Raw genomic sequence first — 20,972 nt, forward strand, 5'->3', positions numbered from 1 at the left:
CCCGCTCACACCGTCACCAGATCCTTGAGCTGCTCATACCGTGCGTCGCCGATCCCGTCGACCTGGCGCAGGTCGCCAACGGACTTGAACCCGCCGTGCTGATCGCGATGGGCGAGGATCCGTTGGGCGAGCACCGGCCCGACCCCGGGCAGCGCGTCGAGCTGGGCCAGTGTCGCGGTGTTGAGGTTCAGCGGCCCGGCGGCGGGAGCCGCACCGCCCGCCGCAGGCCCGGCCGCACCGCCCGGCACCGGCGGTGGCGTCACCCCGACCACGATCAGCTCGCCGTCGGTGACCTTGCGGGCGGGGTTGAGCAGCGCCACGTCGACCCCCGGGAGCGCGCCGCCGGCCGCCTGCACCGCGTCGGCGAGACGGGACCCGGCCGGCAGGCGTACCAAACCGGGTTTTCGGACCTTGCCCGCGACCGCCACCACCAGCTCGGCGGAGCTGGACACGCTCGGATCACCCACCGGTGCGGCCGACGCGGCGTCGCTGGCCAGCGGGGCGACCGGCTCCGACTGCGGCCGGGCCTGCCAGGCCCAACCTGCCGCACCCGCGACCACCACCACGGCGACCACCGCCAACGCCCGCACGCCCCGCCGCCCAGGGTCGAACGCCGACGGGCCGGGCAACCGCGACTCGGGCGGGAGCGCAGGGCCGTCCGAGGACGGTTCCGCGAGCGGCACTGCGGGCCGGAAGGACGGTACGTCCGCGGGCTGCGCGTGGACCAGGGACGACGGGGGTACGCCCGCGAGCGGCACCTCCGGCCGGGGCAGCGGTGCGACAGCCGCCTCCGTCAGCCGGCGCAGGCGCTGGCGTACCTCTGTCTCCTCGTCGTGCGACACAGCGCGACGCTATGGCGGCAGCCGTGATGGTGGAGGTAGACGGCGTCGTCCTGTGGACAAGCAACGCCACTGTGGACAACGCCCTGATCATGCCTCGATCTGCTATGGGCGCAGACGGCAGCTACGCCGTGCGCCGCGACGTCAAGGCCGCAACGCCGGGCGCGCTCGGCCGGCCCGCCATGTCGAACTGCCAAGGAGCGGTATACCTCAGAGGCATAAATATGCCTCTGAGGTATACCGCTTAATGCCGGATCCGCCCCGACGAAGGTGACCGACGGTGATCGGCCTTGCCGCACTCCGTCCACAGGTCGGTGTGTGCCGCGATCAGCCCCTACAGGTACGGCCGGGTGATGATCTCGATCGCGTGGCCGGCAGGGTCGAAGAAGTAGAAGCCCCGGCCACCGTGCTCGGTGTTGGTCTCCCCCTCCCGCTTCAGCTGCGGGTCGGCCCAGTACGTGATGCCGCGTCCCTCGACGAACGCCAGGCACCGCACGAACAACTCGTCGTCGACGAGGAACGCGTAGTGCTGCATCTGGATGTCCACCGGCGGCTCGGCGAACTGGAGCAGCACACCCTCGTCCAGTTGGACGTTGGCGAACGGCCCCCACGATGGCGCCTCCGGCAGCTCGAACAACTCCCGGTAGAACGCGGCCGAGGCGCTCTTGTCCTTGCTGGCGATGATGGTGTGGTTGAACGTGACTGTCATCCGTACCGTCTTCTTCCCGGTCGATCCGAAGACCCGACCGGAGGCCCACAGCGTTCACCCAGCCACACAGATGACGAAGCCCCGAGGGCACCGACGCCCCGGATCCCGCACGAGAGACGCGTATATCGCGTCGATCTCGGCGTGGTGGCTGAAGTAGCCAGAACCTCCGGGGGGTAGGCCCATCTGGGGCGCGCACGGAGGCTAACACGGCGACACGGAGCAGCGGCGCGACGAGGGCGGTCAGCGGGCCTCCGGGTCGAGGCCGAGTACGGCCCGTCCGCCGTCCACCGGCAGCGTCACCCCGTTGACGAAGCTCGCCGCGGGCGACAGCAGGTACGCGACCGCCTCGGCCACCTCCTCGGCCCGCCCGATGCGGCCCACCGGGTGCAGCCGGGTCAGCTCGGCGTCGATCCACTGGGCCTGGGTGGGCTCCTGGGTGGCGAGGAATTCGGCGTGCCGCTCGGTGGCGATCGAGCCGAGCGCGACCGCGTTGGCGCGGATGCCGTGCCGGCCGTACTCGACGGCCAGCGCCCGGGTGAGCCCTTCCACGGCGGCCTTCGCCGTCGCGTACGGCAGGGCACCGGACACCGGTCGGCGGGCCTGGTGCGACGAGACGTTGACGATCGCGCCGCCGGCGGCGCGGGCCAGGAAGCGGCGGACGGCGACCGCGGCGCCCACCACGGCCGGGCGCAGGTTCAACCCGATCAGCTCCAGCACCGTGTCGGCGGACGCGGTGTGCAGCGTGGCGTCGCGGAAGACCGCTGCGTTGTTCACCCAGCCGGTCAGCGGCGCGGCCCGGTCGGCCAGCTCGGCGGCGTGCTCGGCCACCTGCTCGTCGGCGGCGTCACCGACCACCGCGACGAGCCGATCGGCGGCCGGATGGTCGGCCAACCAGTCGACCGCGTCGGCGTCGCGTTCGAGTACGACGATGGTGGCGCCGGTCGCCAGCAGCCGTTCCACCACGGCCCGGCCGACACCGCGACCACCTCCGGTCACCACGCACGACGTGGGCACGGCTCAGCCCTCCGGTCGGCGGTGGACGACCACGCAGGCCAGGCCCGGCCCGGCGTGCGCGGCGACGACGGCACCCGCCTCGGAGACGTACGTGTCGTGCAGCCGGTCACCGAACCGCTCGGTCAGCGCGGCGCGCAACGCCTCGGCCCGTTGCGGCGCGGCCAGGTGGTGCACCCCGAGATCCACGTCGTCGCCGTCGGCCGCCTCGACGGCCAGGTCCACGAGACGGGCCACTCCCCGGCTGGCGGTGCGGACCTTCTCCCGCAGCACGATCGCCCCGTCCGGCATGTGCATGATCGGCTTGACGGACAGCGCGGTGCCGACCAACGCCTCGGCCGCGTTGATCCGGCCGCCCCGGCGCAGGAACTCCAGCGTGTCGACGTAGAACCAGACGGTGGTGCGGGCGATGGCGGCGAGCGCCGCGTCGCGTACAGCGGCAAGGTCGGCGCCGGCCTCGGCGGCGGTGGCGGCGGCGATGGCCGGGAAGCCGAGCCCCATGCCCGCCGAGCGGCTGTCCACGACCTCGACCCGGCCGTCCAGGTCGGCGGCGGCGAGCCGGGCGGCCTCCACCGTGCCGGACAGCGCGGCGGAGATGTGCACCGAGACGATCCCGTCGGCGCCGGCGTCGAGCAGTCGGCGGTACGTGCGGGCGAACTGCTCGGGTGCCGGGCGGGAGGTGGTCGCGGTGACCCGGCGGGCGCTCAGCGCCAGTGTGGCGTCGGCCGGCTGGGTCTCCACCCCCTCCAGCCCTTCCGCGCCGTTGAGCACGACGGTCAACGGCACGACGGTCAGCCGGTGCGCCTGCACCAGCTCGGACGGAAGGTAGGCGGTGGAGTCGATGACAACCGCGACGGGCATGCCCGGCACGCTAGCCGATCGAGGCCGGGAACGCCGAGGCGCGAGTACTCAGACCGCGTCGACGGCGACCGGGGCGGTGATCAGGCCGACGTTGTGCGCCCGCAACTGCCAGCCGCGGACGTCGTCGTGGCGCAGCTCGGTCCAGTGGCAGTTGGCCAGCGAACCGATGGTGCGCAGCACGGCAGTGTCCCAACCGAGCAGGTGACCGATGCCCTGCCGGGAGCCGCCACCGTGAGTGGCGATCACCACGGTGCCGCCCGGGGCCGCATCGGCTGCCTCCTGTAGCGCGGCACCGACCCGCTCACCGAGGTCGTGCAGGGGCTCCAGATCCGCGCCCGGGTCGGGGTCGCCGGCCCGCCAGCGCGCGTACTCCTCGGGGAAACGCTCGGCGACCTCGGTGAGGTGCAGACCCTGCCACTGGCCGAAGTGCCGCTCGCGCAGCCGGGCGTCGGTGCGTACCGGTAGACCCGTCAGCGCGGCGAGCGCGGCGGCGGTGTCGGCGGCGCGGCTCAGGTCGCTGGCCACGATGGCGTCGGGCCGCAGCCCCGCGAGCAGCGGGGCGGCGGCGCGGGCCTGGTCGCGGCCAAGCTCGTTGAGGGGTACGTCGGTCTGCCCCTGGACGCGGTTGGCGGCGTTCCAGTCGGTGTTGCCGTGCCGCCAGACGATCAGTCGGGTCATTCGGCGGTGGCGGACCCGCTGGCGTCGGCCTCGACCAGGTCGCGATCGACGAACGGGATGGTGGGGCAGTCCTTCCAGAGGCGGTCGAGCCCGTAGAACTCGCGCTCCTCGGTGTGCTGGACGTGCACCACGATGTCGACGTAGTCGAGCAGCACCCAGCGGCCACCACGCTCGCCCTCGCGCCGCACCGGCTTCGCCTTCTCCGGCAGCTCCAGCAGGCTCTCCTCGATGGCGTCGACGATGGCCAGCACCTGGCGCTCGTTGGGGGCAGCGGCGAGCACGAACGCGTCGGTGATGGCGAGCTGGTCGCCGACGTCGATGATCGTGATGTCCTGCGCCTTCTTGTCGGCGGCGGCCTGGGCGGCCGCGATAGCCAGCTCGTGAGCGCGTTCGGAAATCGTCACCGTTCTCCTTTGATCAAGCGTGCGATCCTCCAAGCGTCTCATACCCGGCGGCACCCCGATCGTCCAGTTCTGGTCGGTTAGTGCCACGAACCTGGGCATAACGGGTGCGCTCAGTGCTGATAGAGGCTCCGCTTGGCGATGTACTGCACCACACCGTCGGGCACCAGATACCAGACCGGCTCGCCTCTGGCGACCCGAGCACGACAATCGGTCGACGAGATGGACATCGCGGGCACCTGGATCAGGCTGACAGTATCCGCCGGAAGGTGCTTGTCGCTCAGCGGGAAACCGGGTCGGGTCACGCCGATGAAATGGGCCAGCTCGAAGATCTCGTCCAGGTCCTTCCAGGACAGAATGCGTTGCAGGGCGTCCGCGCCGGTGATGAAGAACAACTGCACCTTCGGGCCGTACTCGGCGTGCAGGTCGCGCAGGGTGTCGACGGTGTAGGTCGGCCCGCTGCGGTCGATGTCGACCCGGCTGACCTGGAAGCGAGGGTTGGAGGCGGTGGCGATCACGGTCATCAGGTACCGGTCCTCGGCCGGGCTGACCGGCTCGTCGGCCTTCTGCCAGGGCTGCCCGGTGGGCACGAAGACCACCTCGTCCAGGCCGAACCGGTCCGCTACCTCGCTGGCCGCGACGAGGTGCCCGTGGTGGATCGGGTCGAAGGTGCCACCCATGATCCCGATCCGCCGGATATCTTCCTCCACCCAATGATCGTAGGCCGGGCGTCATGGCCGACCGTTCCGGCCCGGCGCAATGATCAACTCAACTGCCGGGCCATGCGCCGCCCGCAGAGCGCCGCACGTAGGGGTCGCAGCATTCCGCCCGTCGGCGTATATTCGTTGACGAGTAACCGTCGACGAGCGAGGGGGTCATCGTGCCGAAGCGGCGCAAGGTCGGCAATCTGCTGGCGCTGGCCGTGCTGTCCGCGCTGGTCCAACGGCCGATGCACCCGTACGAGATCGCCACCGCACTACGTGCCTGGGGCAAGGACCAGGACATGGAGTTCAAGTGGGGGTCCTTCTACACGGTGATCGGCAACCTGGACAAACACCACCTGATCGAGGCGGTGGAGAGCGTGCGCGAGGGCCGACGCCCGGAACGCACCGTCTACCGGATCACCGACGCGGGGCGGGCGGAGCTGGTCGACTGGGCCCGCGAGCTGGTCTCCACCCCGATGGCGGAGCATCCCCGTTTCCGGGCCGGGTTGTCCGTGCTCGCCGCGCTGCACCCGGACGAGGCCACCGCCCTGCTGCGGCAACGGCTCGATCTGCTGGAGGCCGCGATCCGCCAGGACCGCGAAGCGCTCGACGCGCACCTGCGGGAGATCCCGCGACTGTTCCTGGTCGAGTCGGAGTACGACCTCGCCATGCGCGACGCGGAGGCGGCCTGGCTGCGGGCGCTGCTCGCCGAGCTGACCTCGGGCAGCTACCCGGGGTTGGACACCTGGCGGACCTTCCACGAGACCGGCGAGATGCCGGCCGAGCTGACCGAGTTGGCCGAGAAAAGCAGCACCCCGAAGGCCAACCCCGACACCCCAACCACCCACACCCCGGAGGCAAGCCCCGACAGCTCCGAACGCCCCGCCAGCGGCAGCCGGAGAGCCGACGCCACCGGCTGAAGAGCGGCCCCGGCGAGGTGCGCCAACACCTCACCGGGGCCCTGACCCCGAACCGACACCTGGGAAGGCACCCGGCCCGAAGCGGCAACCACGAGGATAACCGGGCTCCCTCCCAGGTCCGCGCCCACGCGCACCGACCACACCAGGTCCGCGCGCCCGCGCACCGACCACACCCAGGGAGAGAGCATGACCACGGTACGAACCGCGATCGTCATCGGCGGTGGCATCGCCGGGCCGGTGACAGCGCTCGCGCTGCGCCGCGCCGGCATCACCGCAACCGTCTACGAGGCGTACCCGACCACGGCCAGCGGCATCGGCGGCACCCTCGCCCTCGCGCCCAACGGCGTGGCGGCTCTGCGTACGGTCGGCGCGCACGAGGCGGTGACGGCGATCGCCACACCGATCGACCGCAGCGCTCTGGCCGTCGGCCGCCGCCGCATCGACATGCCCACGCTGACCGGGGTGCCACCGCTGCACGTGGTGCACCGGGCCGAGCTGTACCAGGTGCTGCACGACCAGGCATTCGCCGAGGGCGTGCCGTTCGCGTACGGCAAGCGGCTGGTCGATGCCGAGCAGACCGGCGACGGCGTGACCGCACGTTTCGAGGACGGCAGCACGGCGACCGCGGACATCCTGGTCGGCGCGGACGGGATCCGCTCCACGGTCCGGGGCCTCATCGACCCGGCCGCGCCCGGTCCCCGGTTCACCGGGCTGCTCGGCGTCGAGGCGGTCGCCCGCCACGAGGTCGACGCCGAGCCGGGCACGATGACGTTCGCGTTCGGTCGGCGCGGCTACTACCTGTACTGGCCGGAGCCCGGCGGCGGCACCCGCTGGGGGGCCAACCTGCCGCAGCAGCGGCCGATGAGCCTCGTCGAGGCCCGGGCTGTGCCGGCGGAGCAGTGGTTGGACACGCTGCGCGCCACCTACGGCGACGACGACCCGGGCCGGGAGCTGGTAGCGACCAGCAACGCCGACGATCTCCAGGTGGTCGGGTCATTGCAGATCATGCCGCCCGTGCCGCACTGGTATCGGGGCCGGATGGTGCTGGTCGGCGACGCGGCGCACGCACCGTCGAACAGTTCGGGGCAGGGTGCGTCGTTGGCCATCGAGAGCGCTGTGCAACTCGCCCGCTGCCTGCGCGACCTGCCGGACGTCGAGGCGGCGTTCGCCGCGTACGTGCGGCTGCGTCGTACCCGGGTGGAGAAGGTCGCGGCCCGCGCGGCCCGGATCAACCACGCGAAGGCCCCCGGTGCGGTCGCGCGGACGCTGATGCCGTTGCTGATGCCGCTGATGGTGCGCACGGTGCTGGACCCGGAGAAGACCGTCGCCGACGAGCAGCGCTACGTCATCGACTGGGACGCGCCGGTCACGGCGGAGCCCGCCCTGCGCTGAGCTGTGGCTGCGGGGTGGCCGGCCAGCCACCCCGCAGCGGCCCGCCCGCGCCGGGTCAGCCCGCGCCGGGTCAGCCCGCGCCGGCCACCCCACGGCGTCAGCCCGCGCTGCTCAGCGGTCAGGCCGAGGCGGCGGCCACCGCCGTCCGGGCGACCAGCGCGCGACGCAGGTCGTCGTCGGCGTCGGTCACCGCCCGGCGCAGGCCGGGGGTCAGGTCGTCGCGGGACAGCAGGGCTGCGGCCGCCTCCCGGGTGGGCTGCGCCACGGCGTAGCGGGGGAACGCCAGGGCGGCAACCCGGTCGGCCGTCCAGGGGGTACGGCGGTGCGCGGCGGCCGGCATCTCCGCGAAGTACCGATCGACGTACGCGGCGGTCAGGTCGGCCTGTTCGGGTTGCCAGAACCCCTCGGTGATCGCCTCCAGCAGCCGACCGGACAGCTCGGTGTCCCCCACGATGATCTCCCAGGTCGCCTGCTTCGTCACCGGGTCGGGCAGGGCCGCCCGGCAGTGGGCCGCTCGTTCCGCGCCAGTGGAGCTGTTGTCGGCGGCGGCCTCGATAGCGATCTCCGCCTCGCCGGCGGCGCCCAGCACCACCAGGCGACGCAGCACCGCCCAGCGCAGCTCCGCGTCGACCTTCAGACCGGCCGGCACGTCCCGGCCGGCGAGCCAACCGACGAGCAGATCGGCGTCGGTGGTCGCGGCGATCCAGCCGCGTGCGGCGGCGAGCTGCAGCGACTCACCGGCCGGCGCGCCGTCGAGCAGCCGCTGGCACGTCCCCGCGACCCTGGCCAGCGCCGTGGAGCGGGCCAGCGGGTCGAGGTAACGGTCGACCAGGGACCGGCTGAGCGTCAGCACGTCCTCCGCGATGATCACCTCGGTCTCGGTGGGAAGCGCGGCGGCCATCAGGTCGATCAGGCCGTTGACCGGCCGTTCGCCGTCGGTCACCGCGTCCAGTGCCTCGCGCCAGAGCACAGCTCGTGCCAGCGGGTCGGCCAGACCGGGCAGCACCTGCGGGACGGCGTCCGCCGACGCCGGGTCGAGGCGTACCTTCGCGAAGGTGAGGTCGCCGTCGTTGAGCAGCAACAACCGGGCCGCCGGCTCGCCGGTCAACGCACCGAGCAGGGTGCGGCCTCCGTCGGCGTTCGGGTCGATGTCTACCTCGTCGCGTCGCCCGGTGCCGTCCAACGAGTAGCGGCCCACGCCGATCCGGTGTGGGCGCAGCACCGGGTACGACTCGGGCGCGGTCTGCACCACTGCCACCTCGGTGTAGCGGCCCTCGGCGTCGACGGCGACCTCGGCACGCAGCGTGTTGACCTGCGGGCGGCGCAACCACAGCTCGGCCCAGTCGGACAGGTCCCGCCCGCTGCTGGCGGAGAGGCTGGCCAGCAGATCGGCAAGGGTGGCGTTGCCGAAGCGGTGTCCGGCGAAGTGCGCGTTCAGGCCGGCGAGGAATGCCTCGTCGCCGAGCCACGCGACCAGCTGCCGCAGCACGCTGGCGCCCTTGGCGTACGAGATGCCGTCGAAGTTGAGCAGGCCCGCCTCGGCGTCGACGACCTCCTGTGGAGCGATCGGGTGGGTGGAGGGCCGCTGGTCGGCGGCGTAACCCCAGGCCTTGCGCCGCATGGCAAAGGTGGTCCAGGCCTGATCGAAGCGGGTCGCCTCGGCGGTGACCCGGGTGCCGAGGTACTCGGCGAAGGACTCGTTCAACCACAGGTCGTCCCACCAGCGCATGGTGACCAGGTCACCGAACCACATGTGGGCCATCTCGTGGGCGATGGTGCCGGCCCGCTGCTCGCGCTGGGTGTCGGTGACCGCCGAACGGAACACGTAGTCGTCGCGGAAGGTGACCAGGCCCGGGTTCTCCATCGCGCCGGCGTTGAACTCGGGCACGAACGCCTGGTCGTACTTGCCGAACGGGTAGCGTTCGGTGAAGAGCTGGTGGAACCGGTCCAGGCACTGCCGGGTGATGGTGAAGATTTCCTCGGCGTCGGCGTCCAGGTGCTCGGCGAGCGACCGACGGCAGTAGATGCCCAGCGGTACGCCGTCGTGCTCGGCCCGCCGGACGTGGTACGGCCCGGCGATCAGCGAGAAGAAGTACGTGGCCAGGGGCTCGCTCGGGGCGAACTCCCAGCGCCCGGGTGCCGGGTTGGCGGCCAGCTCGGCGTTGCCTGCGACGATCCACTGCGGCGGCGCGGTGACCGAGAGCGTGAACGGGGCCTTGAGGTCGGGCTGGTCGAAGGCGGCGAAGATGCGCGGCGCGTTGTCGAGGAAGGACTGGGCGTAGAGGTAGGTCTCGCCGTCGGCCGGGTCGACGAAGCGGTGCATCCCCTCCCCCGTCCTGGAGTACGCCATCTCGGCCTCGACGACGAGCGTGTTCTCCTCGGCCAGGTCGTCGAGCGGCAGCCGGTTGTCGGTGAGCAGGCCGGGGTCCAGGTCGCTGTCGTTGAGGCGTACACCGCGCAGTTTGGCGGGCTTGACCTCGACGAAGGTCGCGGCGCCGGCGGTGGCTCGGAACCGGATCTGGACGCGGGAGCGGAACAGGTCGCCGTCACCGGTCAGGTCCAGGTCCACCTGATAGGACTCGACGGTAATCGCCGCGCCACGCGCGGTCGCCTCTACACGGGTCAGGCTCGGCATCCGCTTATCCTGCCCGATGGGGATCGGCACCCGGTCACCACACGACCCTCGGCACTGGAGGAAAGAACCATGGCGCAGCACCCCAAGGGCGACTTCGACCTCTCTCGGGCGGTCTGGCAGCGGGCCGAGGGGGACACCTCCGACAGCGCCGTCGAGGTCGCCTTCGTCGACGATCTGATCGGGATGCGCAACTCGGCCGAGCCGGACGGGCCCGTGCTGGTCTTCACCCAGGCCGAGTGGGACGCCTTCGTGGCCGGCGCGCAGGACGGCGAGTTCGACCTGGACTGACAGTGCCCGACGACCCGTCGGTGGTGGATCGCCGTGCCGGTGCCCGTGGTCGGGACACCGGCACGGCCACGCTGGCGGGTCGGCCGGCGCACCCCCGGATCGGCCACCCGGGGCTGGTGGTCAACCACGGCCGGGGCCGTCGCCGTCGCCGTCGCCCCAGCCGAGGCCACCTGGGCCCGGGGCGTGGTGGAAGCCCGGATGGTCGGCCACGTCGACGCAGCGTTCGCCGTCCGGGCCGACCGCGCCGCAGAACAGCCGCTCGGCCCGCTGCCAGGCATCCGCCGGTGACACTGCCGCCGCACCGAGTGCCACCTCCGAGCGGAGCAGGCTCAGCGCCTCCGCGTACGCCACGGCCAGCTCGCGGGCCTCGGCCGGGCCGGGCGCGGTGAAGCCCAGGTGCACTGTGAAGAACCGGTGCGGACGGGTGGGCCGCCGCGGCGGCCCGATCAGTGACCGTCCGTCGCGGCCTCCGCCGAGTGCCCCGGCCGCTCGCCGCTGCCGCCAGTGCGGTGATGTGTTGTCGCGCATTCCGCCCTCCCCGTGCTCGTCCCCACCAGCAGCAAACCAGGTTCCGCCGCCCCTGGGAGGGGCCAGCCGGGCGGGGTTCAGCGGCGTGGACGGGGGTAAGCGCACCGGCAAACGGCGACCAGCCGCACCTGCGCGTGAGGAGACCCGATGGCGACCATGCCGGCCGACCGCAGCCCGGACAGCACCCTCGCGCTGCTCCGCGCCGGTTACCGGTTCATCGGCGAGCGCTGCGAGCGGTACGGCAGCGACGTCTTCAAGACCCGGATCCTGCTCGCCCCGACCATCTGCCTGCGCGGCCGGCCGGCGGCGGAGCTGTTCTACGACAATGACCGCTTCCAACGCGCCACAGCGATGCCGCTGCGGGTGCAGCGAACCCTGACCGGGCGGGGCGGGGTGCAGGGGCTGGACGGGCCGGAGCACTCCGACCGCAAGGCCATGTTCATGTCGATCATGACACCGGCGGCGATCCAGCGGCTCGGCCAGCTCTTCGACGACGAGTGGCGGGCCCGGGTCGCCGCCTGGGAGGGCGCCGGACCGGTGTCGCTCTACGACGAGCTGGGCCGAATGCTGACCCGGGTGGTCTGTGCCTGGGCCGGGGTGCCGCTGCCCGCGTCACAGGTCGAGCGCCGCGCCGTCGAGCTGCACGCCATGATCGAGGCTCCGGCCGTGCTGGGACCCCGGCACTGGAGGGGACGGCTGGCCCGGTACCGCGCCGAGCACTGGCTCGCCGACCTCATCGAACGGACCCGGGTCGGTTTCGCCCCGGCGCCGGCCGGCACCGCCCTCGCCGTGATCGCCGAACACCGGGACGTGCGCGGCAACCTCCTCCCCCGGCGGATCGCGGCAGTGGAGCTGCTCAACGTGCTGCGCCCGGTGGTCGCCGTCGACCAGTACATGACCTTCGCCGCGCTCGCCCTGCACGACCATCCGGCCTGGCGGGAACGCGTCCGCGACGACGACGAGGCCACCGAGCAGTTCGTCCAGGAAGTACGCCGCTACTACCCGTTCTTTCCGATCGCGGCGGCCCGGGTCCGGCGGTCCTTCGACTGGCAGGGCCACCACTTTCCGCGCGGCCGGCGGGTGCTGCTCGACCTCTACGGCACCAACCACCACCCGACGCTCTGGCCGCAACCGGAGCTGTTTCGCCCGGAGCGGTTCGCCGGCCGCCGGGTGGACCCGTTCGAACTGATCCCACAGGGGGGCGGCGACCACTGGGCCGGGCACCGCTGCGCCGGCGAGTGGATCACCATCGACCTGATGAAGCGGGCAGTCACCAACCTCGTCACCACCATGCGCTACGACGTCCCCGTTCAGAACCTGGCCCTGGATCTGCACCGGATGCCCGCGCTGCCGCCCCTCGGGCTGACAATCATCAACGTCCGCCGCGCCGGCTGACCCGCCCCGCCCGATCGCAGCGACCGGCGAGGCGGGTACGCCCAGCCGTCAGGGATGCAGAACGCTGCGCAGACAGCCGTCCTCCTTCTTCTCGAACAGCTCGTACCCCTGGGCGCCCTGCTCCAGGGAGAGCGGGTGGGTGGCCAGATAACCAGGGTCGATCTCGCCGGCGGCGAGCCGGTCAAGCAACATCGGGATGTAGCGCTGCGCGTGCATCTGCCCCATCCGCAGCACCAGGGCCTTGTTCATGGCCGCGCCAAGCGGAAACTTGTCGACCAGGCCGGCGTACACACCGACGATGCTCACCGTGCCGCCCTTGCGGCACGCCATGATCGCCTGGCGGACCGAGGTCGGGCGGTCGGTCTGCAACCGCGCCGCCTGCTTCACCCGGTCGTACGCGTAGGTCGGTCCGACGTCGTGCGACTCCATTCCGACGGCCTCGATGCAGGCGTCCGGCCCGCGCCCGGCGGTCAGCTCCCGCAGCGCCTCCAGCACGTCGGTCTCCGCGTAGTTGATCGTCTCGACCCCGATCCGTTCGGTGGCGGTCCTGAGCCGATCCGGGAATCGGTCGATCATGATGACCCGCTCGGCGCCCAGGAGTTGCGCCGAACGGGCCGCCATCTGACCAACGCCCCCAGCACCCCAGACGGCCACCACCTCGCCACCGGTGAGCCCGCAGAAGTCCGCCGCCATCCACCCGGTGGGCATCGCGTCGGAGGCGAACACCACCGAGTCGTCCGGCACCCCGTCGGGTACGGCGAAGGCGCCGATGTCGCCGAACGGCACCCTGATGTACTCGGCGTGTGATCCCGAGTAGCCGCCGGCGGCGTGCGAGTAGCCCAGGATGCCGGCCGGCGAGTGCCCCCACAGCTTCTCGGTGAACACCGGTTGCGGATTGGAGTTGTCGCAGAGCGAGTACTGCTCGGTCCGGCAGTACCAACAGCCACCGCAGGCGACCACCGACCCCACCACCACCCGGTCGCCGACCCGGTGCCGCCGTACGCCGGGCCCGGTCTCCACCACCTCGCCCATGAACTCGTGGCCGAGGATGTCCCCCTCCCGCATCGCCGGCAGGTACCCGTTGATCAGGTGCAGGTCGGAGCCGCAGACGCTGCTGGCCCGGACCCGGACGATGATGTCCCCCTCGGCGCGGATCTGGGGCTCCGGCACGTCCCGGACGGCCAGCTTGCCGACGCCTTCCCAGCAGAGCGCCCTCACGCCCGTCCTCCCGTCATCAGCTTCTCCCGCACCTTGTCGGTCGCCTTCTCCTGGGCGGGGCTCCGGCCGGACGGGTCTTCCCGGGTGTCCACCACCTGGCCACACTCGATCAGCGCCTTCACCCGCCGCAGCGCGTCCCGCAGCGCCAGGTCCGGCTCGTCGCCGCTGACCAGGCCAGCCAACCGACGCACCGGACCGGAGCGGTAGCGCAGCTCGGCCCGGATCTCCGTGCCCCGGCCCTGGGGTGCTTCGGTCAGCTCGATCCGTCCCAGCTGCGGCATCGGCCCGTCCTCGACCCGCCACATCAGGGTGCCCGTCCCCTCAACGGTGATCTCGGCCTGCCACTGCGTCTCACCGCCGGCCCGGTCGCGGGCCACGCACCGCCAACGCCGCTCGTCGAGCTGCTGCAACGTGGCCCACCCGGCCAGCGCGCGGTCCAGCCGTTCGCGGTCGGTCCAGAAGCCGATCACCTCGTCCCGGGACCGGTCCACTGTCACCCCGCGACGCACCACGTACCAACCGTCCTGTCGCTCCGGCTGATGCCGATGCCGACGGCGGGCCGCCGCCCGCCCCACGCCGACCGCCGTCGCCGCGGTGACGCCGAGAAGCGCCCACCTGGTTCCGTTGTTGGTCATCACGTCTATCTCCTCCACCCGGACAACCGGGCATGGACAGCTCTTAGGGCAGCGCTACCCGGGGTCCGGCAGTCGAAACGACCCGCTGTTTGATCGACGGAAATGCGGGCAGATGCTGCTCAACACCGACCGCGACCCTGTCCGCCACGGAGTTGCCATGTCCTCGTTCAGCCCTACTGAAGACGCCACCCGCCGGTGGGAGGTCGCGCCCGAGGGCGCCGGCACGTCGCCGGTCCGGCTACCGATGACGTACGTGCTGCCGCTGCGCTGGCACACCGACAGCGGCCTGGCCGAGCTGACCGACTACCTGCGCTGGCTCGGTCACCGGGCGGAGGTGCTCGTGGTCGACGGCTCACCTCCGGACATCTTCGCCCGGCACGCCGAGGCGTGGCGGGGGCTGGTCCGGCACCTCCCACCGGATCCGAGTGAGCGTGGGCTCAACGGCAAGGTGCTGGGCGTACACACCGGCGTCCGCGCCGCCGGCCACGAGCACGTGGTGATCGCCGACGACGACGTCCGGTACGACGAGTCCGCGCTGAGCGCGGTACACCGGTTGCTGGGCCGGGCCGACGTGGTACGACCGCAGAACTACTTCGACCCGCTGCCCTGGCACGCCTGGTGGGACACCGGCCGCACGCTGCTCAACCGGGCGCTCGGAGCGGACTACCCGGGCACCCTTGCCGTGCGGCGCAGCACCTTCCTCGCCATGGGCGGGTACGACCCGGACGTGCTCTTCGAGAACCTGGAGCTGATCCGCACGGTGCGCGGGTACGGCGGCACCGAGGCCGCCCCGGCCTGGCTGTACGTCCGCCGGCTGCCTCCGGAAGCCGCGCATTTCCGTGGTCAACGGGTCCGACAGGCGTACGACGATCTGGCTCAGCCGGCTCGCCTGCTGATCGCGCTCGCGGTACTGCCGGCGCTGGCGGCGGCGGTCGCGTCGCGCCGCCCCAGGCTGCTGCTCGGCGCGGCGGCCGGGGTCGTCGCCCTGGCCGAGACGGGTCGCCGCCGCGCCGGCGGCACCCGGGTGTTTCCGCCGGCCACGGCACTGGCGGCCCCACTCTGGCTGCTGGAACGCGGTGTGTGCGGCTGGCTGGCGGTCACCCAACGCCTCCTGCTGGGCGGTGTCCGCTACGGCGACACCCGAATCCGCCGAGCCGCCAACCCCGCCCCGCGCAACCCACGGCTCCCCGCGATCTTGCACTTTCGGTTGGGACGAAACCGCCGGTAGGCCCACAGAACTCCAGCCGAGTACCGCAAGATCGCGCTGACCCCAACGCGACAGCTCGCGGGCACCAGAGGGTGACCGCGAGCTGTCGCGCTGGTTGGGGGTGGGGTCAGGGAGTGGCGTGGTCCTTTACCTGGTGGGCGGCGGACTTCGTGTCGTCCTTGACCGCGTGCACGGCGTCCTGAGCGGTGGACTTCACCGACTCGGCGGCCTGCTGGGCCGGCTCGCGCAGCTCGCCGGCCACCTCGCCCAGCTTCTCCTTCACGGCCCCGCTGTGCTCGCTGACCTTGGCCTTCACCTGGGTGGCGGCCTGCTGCTCGCGGCGGGAGGCCGGGATCAGCGACGAGGCCAGCCAGCCGACCCCGAACGCGATCAGGCCGGCGGCGAGAGGGTTGCCCTGGGACTTCTGCCGGATCACCCGCGGCGCGCTCTGCGCGGCATCGCTGACAGTGGTCGCCGCCGAGTGCGCGGCGTCGCTGACGCTGGAGGCCGCCGACGAGGCGCGGTCACCCACCGAGTGGGCGGCCTGGCCGGTGCCGTGGCCGAGGTCAGACGCGGTTCCCATGACCTTGTCCCTCACATTCTGCAGAGCGGAACGGGCCCGCTGCTTACGGTCGTCGACGATGCGGCTCGGGCTGACCTTGTACGCCAACGCATCCACATCGGAGCTGAGACTGTTACGGGTGGCTTCGATCTCCCGGCGGATCTGATCGGGATCGGTGCTCATCGGGTGACTCCCTCCGGGTGCGGCTTGAGCGCGTCGGGGATCCGCTGCACGCTGTCGTTGGTCTGCTGGAGCCCGCGTACGTGCTGGGCGTTCTTCTTGGCCTTCGAGTAGAGGACCGCGGCGACCGCGGCCCAGATCACAGCCACGATCAGCGCGGCCAGGCCGGAGTCCATGACGTTGTCCAGGAACTGCCAGATGGCGATGGACACGAAGAGGGCCACCATGTAGCCGCCGAAGCCGGCACCGCCGAAGAGGCCCGCGGCCTTACCGGCCTTCTTGCCCTCCTGGCGGATCTCGGCCTTGGCCAGCTCAACCTCCTGACGCATCAGCGTCGACAGGTCCGTGGTGACCTGACGCATCAGGTCACCCAGCGAGCTGCCCTTCACCTCCGACGCGGTGTGCGGGGCACCCGCGTCGGGGTGGTAACCGGAGTCCAGTCCGGACCCCTGCGTCGGCATGCTCATGCCGTCGCCTCCCTTCGGATGACTCGGCGGCTCACGGGCGAGGGCTACCGCTGGACGGCACGCCCGGCAGCGGGTCGGTCTGGGTCACCGGCGGCAGCGGCTGGCCGGTGCCGGAGTGCTCCGGGTACTCGCCCTGGCCCGGCTCGACGGAGCCGCCGGGCGCCGGGTCGGCGTAGGTACCGGGCGTCTGGTCGGTGTAGCCACCGGACGTCGGCGGGGTGTGCGTACCGGGGGTCGGGTCGAGGTAGCCGCCCGGCGGAACGGCGTCCGGCACCGCGCGGGCCGCCGGCGGCTGCGTCGGGATCACGGCGGTCTGCTCCGGGTCGTACGCTCCGGCGCCCCGGAAGGTCGAGGAACCGTTGCCGGAGTCGTCGCCGGCGGCCGAGATGCCACGGGTCAGCCGGCCGGCCAGCACACCGAGCACCGCCGCGCCGACCAGGAAGGTGCCCGGGTTACGCCGCGCGTAGTCGCGTACCTCGGTGATCAGGTCGCCGGGCTCGCGCTGCTCAAGCCAACCGGCGACGCCCTGCACCCGGTCGGCGGCCTGGCGGGCCAGCTCGGTCACCGGGCCGGCCTGGCCACCCTGCTCGGCCATCGAGCGCATCTCGTCGGCCAGCGAACGCAGCCCACCGGCGGCTCGGCGCTGCTGCTCACCGGTCTGGCTGGCGAGCTGGCTGCGGGCCTCGCCGTACAGGTTGCGGGCCTGCCGGGCCGCCTCACGGCCGACCTCGGTGCCCTGCTCCTTGGCGGTCTGGGCGACCGCACCACCTGCCTGCGCGGCCTCCGACCCGACCTGGCGCGCCTGGTCGCGGACGCCACCGCCGTTGGTCGACTGCTGCCCGTACGTGGAAGACGTGGGTGAAAGATCGTAAGTCATGATTTCCCTTCCGCTCAGAAAGTCGTAGCGGTTGTGCTGGGGGGATGCGACGCGTTGCCGCCGCCGCTGACCATTCACCTACCCTCCGTTCTGGCTTCCATACCTCTTCGTGCATTTATCTGCGCGGCCCACCGGTTGGTCTTCAAAATGGAGGATCGTCGGGCTGCGTCACGTCGCCGCTGCGGACAGTGAGGTTCGCGAGGCCGGTAGATCCACGGAGGGGGCAGCGATGGCACGAGACGCACGAGGCGGCCGAGCGGCCGGCCCACGACCCCGGGTCCAGTTGGCCGCACTGGTAGTGGCCGGGGTCTTCCTGTTGATCGGCGTCCTCGGCTTCATCCCCGGCATCACCACCGAGTACGGCGAGCTGCGGTTCGCCGGGCACCACTCGGACGCCAACCTGCTCGGGCTGTTCCAGGTGTCGATCCTGCACAACGCGGTGCACCTGCTCTTCGGGTTGGCCGGCCTGGTGCTGGCCCGCAGCGTCGCCGGTGCCCGCGTCTTCCTGGCCGCCGGTGGCGCGACCTACCTTGCTCTCTGGCTGTACGGCCTGGCGATCGAGGCGGTCAACCCGGAGGCCGGGGCGAACATCCTGCCGGTCAACGACGCCGACAACTGGCTGCACCTCGCGCTCGGCTTCGGGATGCTCGCGCTCGGGCTGCTGCTGTCGAACCAGGCCGGCACCGGCGGACGCCTGGACAGCCCCGCCGACCGGCAGTGAACTGGACTTTTGTGGTTTCGCGGTCACGCCCGCAGGGGTAAATCGACCGGCGAAGGAGGTACGACCATGCCTCGTTGGCTACGTGACAACGCCCTGGCCGTCGCCATGCTGGGGGCGTTCCTGGTCTTTCTGGTGTTGCAGAGCGTCTTCGGGTGGCAGACCCACAATGAGGAGCTGACCGAGTTCGGGGCCGCGCCGCTGAGCTGGCCGGCGTACCTGACCAGTGGGCACTTCGCCGAGTCGGTCTTCGAGAACTGGGAGTCCGAGTTCCTCCAGATGGGCGGGTACGTGCTGCTCACCGCGTACCTGGTCCAGCGGGGCTCGGCCGAGTCGAAGCCGATGGACCAGACCGACCGACCGGAGGACGACGAGCGCCGGGCGACCCCGCAGTCACCCTGGCCGGTGCGCGTCGGCGGCCTGCCGTTGGTGATCTACCGGAACAGCCTCTCCCTCGCCCTGCTGCTGATCTTCGCCGGTTCGTTCGTCGGTCACCTGCTCGGTGGCACCGCCGCGTACAACCAGGAGCAGGCGCTCCAGAGCGGGGCGCCGCCGATCGGGGTGTGGGAGTTCCTCGGCACCAGCGACTTCTGGTTCCAGTCCATGCAGAACTGGCAGAGCGAGTTTCTCGCGGTCGGCGCGCTGATCCTGCTGAGCATCGTGCTGCGCCAGCACGCCTCGCCGGAGTCGAAGCCGGTGACCGTCGAGCACGCCAGCACCGGCGCCTGAAACGCGAAGCGGCGGCGACGCCGCGGCCGTCAGGCCGCGACCGGCAACCGCTTGGCGAAACAGACGCTGTACGGGTTGCCCACGTACTCGCCGTAGACCGGGATCCGCTGGTAGCCACACGCGGTGTACAGGGCGACAGCGGCCGGCAGGTAGGTGCCCGTCTCCAGGCAGACGACCGAGTGCCCCTGCCGGAACGCGCACTCCTCCAGCGCGGCGAGCAACTGGCGACCGATCCCCCGCCCCCGGTACGCGGGCCGGACGTACATCCGCTTGACCTCGCCGGTCTCGGCATCGAGCGACTGGAGTCCGCCGCAGGCGACCGCCCGACCGTTCACCACCACCGCCAGGTAGCGGACGTCGTCGTGGGGGACGAAGACCTGCCCGTCCAACCCCCCATCGGCCTCGCGCAGCTCACGCTGCTGCGCGATGACCAGGGCGGCGATCTCCGGATCGGTGGCAGGCCGGGACTCGATCAGCATCACCCCACGCTAGGACGCGTGGATTTCGGGGAGGTTTCCGGAAATCAACCCCACCACGGACCGCAACGGACTACTCGGCGTCGTCCTCGTCGTCGATGTCGTCGTCGGACGCGTCCGCGCCCAAATCGTCGGCCGAGCGCACCCGGCGAGCCTTCCGGGCGGCGAGCCGATCCGCGGCGGAGGCCCGGTTCGACTTCTCCTCCAGGCGGACGTCGGTGCCCCGGTTGCCGGGTACGAAGTCCACACCGGCGAAGAGCGTCGGCTGCCAGTCGAACTCGCGCGCGCCGATCCGGACCAGGTCACCGGGCTGGGCGCCGGCCTTGGCCAGCTTGTCCTCCACCCCGAGCCGGGCCAGCCGGTCAGCCAGGTAGCCGACCGCCTCGTCGTTGTCGAAGTTGGTCTGCTTGACCCAGCGTTCCGGCCGCACACCGCGCACCGTGAACGAGCCGTCCGCCTCGGCCGTGATGGTGAAACCGTCGTCGTCCACGGCGATCGGGCGGATCACGATCCGGGTCGGCTCGGCGGGCGGAGCGGCCTTACGCTCTGCGTCGACCAGCTCGGCCATCGCGTAGGTCAGCTCCTTGAGCCCTTCCCGGGTGGCCGCGGAGACCTCGAACACCTGGTAACCGCGCTCCTCCAGATCGGGGCGCACGATCTCGGCGAGGTCGCGGCCGTCCGGCACGTCGATCTTGTTGATGGCGACCAGCCGCGGGCGGTCGGTCAGGCCGCCGTACTGGCTCAGCTCGGCCTCGATGGCGTCGATGTCGGCCACCGGGTCACGGCCGGGCTCCAGGGTCGCCGAGTCGATGACGTGCACCAGCACGGCGCAGCGCTCGATGTGCCGCAGGAACTCCAGGCCCAGGCCCTTACCGGTGGCCGCGCCGGGGATCAGGCCCGGCACGTCCGCGACGGTGAAGGTGTGGTTGTCCATCCGGACCACGCCGAGGTTGGGCACCAGGGTGGTGAACGGGTAGTCGGCGATCTTCGGCTTCGCGGCGGAGATCACCGAGATCAGCGACGACTTGCCGGCGGACGGGAAGCCCACCAGGCCCACATCGGCGACGCTCTTCAGCTCCAGCACGATGTCCAGTTGGTCGCCGGGCTCCCCCAGCTCGGCGAAGCCGGGCGCCTTGCGCTTGGCGTTGGCCAGCGAGGCGTTGCCCCGCCCGCCGCGCCCGCCGCGGGCGACCTCGAAGGTCGTGCCGGCGCCGACCATGTCGGCCAGCACGGTGCCGTCGGAGGTCTGCACCACTGTGCCGTTGGGCACCTTGAGCACCAGGTTGTGGCCGTTGGCCCCGTCCCGGTTCGAGCCGGCGCCACCCTTGCCGTTGTCGGCCTTGACGTGCGGGTGGAAGTGGAAGTCGAGCAGCGTGGTCACCTGCGGGTCGACCACCAGGGACACGCTGCCCCCGTGCCCACCGTTGCCGCCGTCGGGCCCGCCGAAGGGCTTGAACTTCTCGCGGTGGATCGAGGCACAACCGTGCCCGCCATCGCCGGCCTGCAGATGCAGAACGACCCGGTCAACGAACGTTGCCACGG

23 protein-coding genes are annotated in these 20,972 nt (G+C 71.8%); 7 read left to right on the forward strand and 16 right to left on the reverse strand.

Features of this window, described 5'->3' with window-relative positions:
* Positions 1-5: 5 nt before the first annotated feature.
* The 7 genes from GUI43_RS19550 to nadD all read right to left on the reverse strand — a co-directional run bounded on the left by GUI43_RS19550 (position 6) and on the right by nadD (position 5,209).
* The gene (locus GUI43_RS19550; protein WP_112699467.1) at positions 6-842 is read right to left on the reverse strand and encodes a ComEA family DNA-binding protein; all 837 of its coding nucleotides are present in this window, start codon (positions 840-842) and stop codon (positions 6-8) included.
* Between the two features lie 331 nt (positions 843-1,173).
* Positions 1,174-1,548, reverse strand: coding sequence for a VOC family protein (locus GUI43_RS19555; RefSeq protein ID WP_112604312.1), 375 nt, complete (start codon positions 1,546-1,548; stop codon positions 1,174-1,176).
* Between the two features lie 240 nt (positions 1,549-1,788).
* Entirely contained in the window at positions 1,789-2,562 is a 774-nt protein-coding gene (locus GUI43_RS19560) for an SDR family NAD(P)-dependent oxidoreductase (RefSeq protein ID WP_112699468.1), read from the reverse strand.
* A gap of 3 nt (positions 2,563-2,565) precedes the next feature.
* On the reverse strand, positions 2,566-3,420 hold the full coding sequence (locus GUI43_RS19565; protein ID WP_112699469.1) for a DegV family protein: 855 nt from the start codon (positions 3,418-3,420) through the stop codon (positions 2,566-2,568).
* Between the two features lie 48 nt (positions 3,421-3,468).
* Positions 3,469-4,098, reverse strand: coding sequence for a histidine phosphatase family protein (locus tag GUI43_RS19570; protein WP_112588308.1), 630 nt, complete (start codon positions 4,096-4,098; stop codon positions 3,469-3,471).
* Complete coding sequence (rsfS, locus tag GUI43_RS19575; RefSeq protein ID WP_091409872.1) at positions 4,095-4,502, reverse strand: ribosome silencing factor; 408 nt, start codon at positions 4,500-4,502, stop codon at positions 4,095-4,097. The genes GUI43_RS19570 and rsfS overlap by 4 nt, the downstream gene beginning before the upstream one ends.
* Positions 4,503-4,612: 110 nt before the next feature.
* Positions 4,613-5,209 carry a nicotinate-nucleotide adenylyltransferase gene (gene nadD / locus GUI43_RS19580; protein ID WP_112588310.1) on the reverse strand — a complete coding sequence of 199 codons (597 nt, stop codon included), beginning with the start codon at positions 5,207-5,209 and terminating at the stop codon, positions 4,613-4,615.
* 170 nt (positions 5,210-5,379) lie between these two features.
* Between nadD and GUI43_RS19585 the strand changes: the two genes are divergently transcribed.
* On the forward strand, positions 5,380-6,123 hold the full coding sequence (locus GUI43_RS19585; protein WP_112699470.1) for a PadR family transcriptional regulator: 744 nt from the start codon (positions 5,380-5,382) through the stop codon (positions 6,121-6,123).
* A gap of 186 nt (positions 6,124-6,309) precedes the next feature.
* Positions 6,310-7,515, forward strand: a complete 1,206-nt coding sequence (locus tag GUI43_RS19590; RefSeq protein WP_112699471.1) for an FAD-dependent oxidoreductase — start codon at positions 6,310-6,312, stop codon at positions 7,513-7,515.
* Between the two features lie 118 nt (positions 7,516-7,633).
* Here GUI43_RS19590 and pepN read toward each other — a convergent pair whose 3' ends face one another.
* The gene (pepN, locus tag GUI43_RS19595; RefSeq protein WP_112604320.1) at positions 7,634-10,150 is read right to left on the reverse strand and encodes an aminopeptidase N; all 2,517 of its coding nucleotides are present in this window, start codon (positions 10,148-10,150) and stop codon (positions 7,634-7,636) included.
* Between the two features lie 69 nt (positions 10,151-10,219).
* Between pepN and GUI43_RS19600 the strand changes: the two genes are divergently transcribed.
* Positions 10,220-10,438, forward strand: a complete 219-nt coding sequence (locus tag GUI43_RS19600) for a DUF397 domain-containing protein (RefSeq protein WP_030336536.1) — start codon at positions 10,220-10,222, stop codon at positions 10,436-10,438.
* Positions 10,439-10,558: 120 nt separating this feature from the next.
* Here GUI43_RS19600 and GUI43_RS19605 read toward each other — a convergent pair whose 3' ends face one another.
* Complete coding sequence (locus tag GUI43_RS19605) at positions 10,559-10,966, reverse strand: hypothetical protein (RefSeq protein WP_112699472.1); 408 nt, start codon at positions 10,964-10,966, stop codon at positions 10,559-10,561.
* A gap of 147 nt (positions 10,967-11,113) precedes the next feature.
* Between GUI43_RS19605 and GUI43_RS19610 the strand changes: the two genes are divergently transcribed.
* Positions 11,114-12,361, forward strand: coding sequence for a cytochrome P450 (locus GUI43_RS19610; RefSeq protein ID WP_112699473.1), 1,248 nt, complete (start codon positions 11,114-11,116; stop codon positions 12,359-12,361).
* 48 nt (positions 12,362-12,409) lie between these two features.
* Here GUI43_RS19610 and GUI43_RS19615 read toward each other — a convergent pair whose 3' ends face one another.
* Together GUI43_RS19615 and GUI43_RS19620 are read right to left on the reverse strand one after the other, a co-directional pair.
* Positions 12,410-13,579 carry a zinc-dependent alcohol dehydrogenase gene (locus GUI43_RS19615; protein WP_112588322.1) on the reverse strand — a complete coding sequence of 390 codons (1,170 nt, stop codon included), beginning with the start codon at positions 13,577-13,579 and terminating at the stop codon, positions 12,410-12,412.
* Positions 13,576-14,214 carry an SRPBCC family protein gene (locus tag GUI43_RS19620; RefSeq protein ID WP_112699474.1) on the reverse strand — a complete coding sequence of 213 codons (639 nt, stop codon included), beginning with the start codon at positions 14,212-14,214 and terminating at the stop codon, positions 13,576-13,578. Before GUI43_RS19620 ends, GUI43_RS19615 begins: the two co-directional genes overlap by 4 nt.
* 157 nt (positions 14,215-14,371) lie before the next feature.
* Between GUI43_RS19620 and GUI43_RS19625 the strand changes: the two genes are divergently transcribed.
* On the forward strand, positions 14,372-15,442 hold the full coding sequence (locus tag GUI43_RS19625; RefSeq protein ID WP_112604359.1) for a glycosyltransferase family 2 protein: 1,071 nt from the start codon (positions 14,372-14,374) through the stop codon (positions 15,440-15,442).
* A 106-nt stretch (positions 15,443-15,548) separates the two neighbouring features.
* Here GUI43_RS19625 and GUI43_RS19630 read toward each other — a convergent pair whose 3' ends face one another.
* The 3 genes from GUI43_RS19630 to GUI43_RS19640 are packed head-to-tail and all read right to left on the reverse strand — an operon-like array spanning position 15,549 to position 17,507.
* Positions 15,549-16,166: a DUF3618 domain-containing protein gene (locus tag GUI43_RS19630; protein WP_112585984.1), complete on the reverse strand. Its 618-nt coding sequence runs from the start codon at positions 16,164-16,166 to the stop codon at positions 15,549-15,551.
* Complete coding sequence (locus GUI43_RS19635; protein ID WP_112699475.1) at positions 16,163-16,630, reverse strand: phage holin family protein; 468 nt, start codon at positions 16,628-16,630, stop codon at positions 16,163-16,165. The genes GUI43_RS19630 and GUI43_RS19635 overlap by 4 nt, the downstream gene beginning before the upstream one ends.
* A gap of 31 nt (positions 16,631-16,661) precedes the next feature.
* Positions 16,662-17,507, reverse strand: coding sequence for a hypothetical protein (locus GUI43_RS19640; RefSeq protein ID WP_112699476.1), 846 nt, complete (start codon positions 17,505-17,507; stop codon positions 16,662-16,664).
* A 229-nt stretch (positions 17,508-17,736) separates the two neighbouring features.
* Here GUI43_RS19640 and GUI43_RS19645 point away from each other — a divergent pair, with 229 nt between their 5' ends.
* Positions 17,737-18,228 (forward strand): DUF4383 domain-containing protein, encoded by a 492-nt coding sequence (locus GUI43_RS19645; RefSeq protein ID WP_112585990.1) that lies wholly within the window; start codon positions 17,737-17,739, stop codon positions 18,226-18,228.
* 66 nt (positions 18,229-18,294) lie between these two features.
* The gene (locus GUI43_RS19650; RefSeq protein ID WP_091409920.1) at positions 18,295-18,954 is read left to right on the forward strand and encodes a DUF6766 family protein; all 660 of its coding nucleotides are present in this window, start codon (positions 18,295-18,297) and stop codon (positions 18,952-18,954) included.
* Between the two features lie 29 nt (positions 18,955-18,983).
* Here GUI43_RS19650 and GUI43_RS19655 read toward each other — a convergent pair whose 3' ends face one another.
* Both GUI43_RS19655 and obgE read right to left on the reverse strand, forming a co-directional pair.
* Positions 18,984-19,433: a GNAT family N-acetyltransferase gene (locus GUI43_RS19655; protein WP_112586030.1), complete on the reverse strand. Its 450-nt coding sequence runs from the start codon at positions 19,431-19,433 to the stop codon at positions 18,984-18,986.
* A gap of 70 nt (positions 19,434-19,503) precedes the next feature.
* Positions 19,504-20,970, reverse strand: coding sequence for a GTPase ObgE (obgE, locus tag GUI43_RS19660; protein ID WP_112585995.1), 1,467 nt, complete (start codon positions 20,968-20,970; stop codon positions 19,504-19,506).
* Positions 20,971-20,972: the final 2 nt, after the last annotated feature.

The organism is Micromonospora noduli (assembly GCF_003264365.1).
Lineage (GTDB): Bacteria > Actinomycetota > Actinomycetes > Mycobacteriales > Micromonosporaceae > Micromonospora > Micromonospora noduli.

Excerpts from the sequence above, each read along its gene's own strand:
- GUI43_RS19655 (WP_112586030.1), bottom strand. The coding sequence starts at position 19,433 with ATGCTGATCGAGTCCCGGCCTGCCACCGATCCGGAGATCGCCGCCCTG.
- GUI43_RS19635 (WP_112699475.1), bottom strand. The coding sequence starts at position 16,630 with ATGAGCATGCCGACGCAGGGGTCCGGACTGGACTCCGGTTACCACCCC.
- GUI43_RS19630 (WP_112585984.1), bottom strand. The coding sequence starts at position 16,166 with ATGAGCACCGATCCCGATCAGATCCGCCGGGAGATCGAAGCCACCCGT.
- GUI43_RS19645 (WP_112585990.1), top strand. The coding sequence starts at position 17,737 with ATGGCACGAGACGCACGAGGCGGCCGAGCGGCCGGCCCACGACCCCGG.
- pepN (WP_112604320.1), bottom strand. The coding sequence starts at position 10,150 with ATGCCGAGCCTGACCCGTGTAGAGGCGACCGCGCGTGGCGCGGCGATT.
- GUI43_RS19640 (WP_112699476.1), bottom strand. The coding sequence starts at position 17,507 with ATGACTTACGATCTTTCACCCACGTCTTCCACGTACGGGCAGCAGTCG.
- GUI43_RS19565 (WP_112699469.1), bottom strand. The coding sequence starts at position 3,420 with ATGCCCGTCGCGGTTGTCATCGACTCCACCGCCTACCTTCCGTCCGAG.
- GUI43_RS19600 (WP_030336536.1), top strand. The coding sequence starts at position 10,220 with ATGGCGCAGCACCCCAAGGGCGACTTCGACCTCTCTCGGGCGGTCTGG.
- GUI43_RS19650 (WP_091409920.1), top strand. The coding sequence starts at position 18,295 with ATGCCTCGTTGGCTACGTGACAACGCCCTGGCCGTCGCCATGCTGGGG.
- GUI43_RS19620 (WP_112699474.1), bottom strand. The coding sequence starts at position 14,214 with ATGACCAACAACGGAACCAGGTGGGCGCTTCTCGGCGTCACCGCGGCG.
- GUI43_RS19605 (WP_112699472.1), bottom strand. The coding sequence starts at position 10,966 with ATGCGCGACAACACATCACCGCACTGGCGGCAGCGGCGAGCGGCCGGG.
- GUI43_RS19570 (WP_112588308.1), bottom strand. The coding sequence starts at position 4,098 with ATGACCCGACTGATCGTCTGGCGGCACGGCAACACCGACTGGAACGCC.
- GUI43_RS19590 (WP_112699471.1), top strand. The coding sequence starts at position 6,310 with ATGACCACGGTACGAACCGCGATCGTCATCGGCGGTGGCATCGCCGGG.
- GUI43_RS19625 (WP_112604359.1), top strand. The coding sequence starts at position 14,372 with ATGTCCTCGTTCAGCCCTACTGAAGACGCCACCCGCCGGTGGGAGGTC.
- GUI43_RS19555 (WP_112604312.1), bottom strand. The coding sequence starts at position 1,548 with ATGACAGTCACGTTCAACCACACCATCATCGCCAGCAAGGACAAGAGC.
- GUI43_RS19610 (WP_112699473.1), top strand. The coding sequence starts at position 11,114 with ATGGCGACCATGCCGGCCGACCGCAGCCCGGACAGCACCCTCGCGCTG.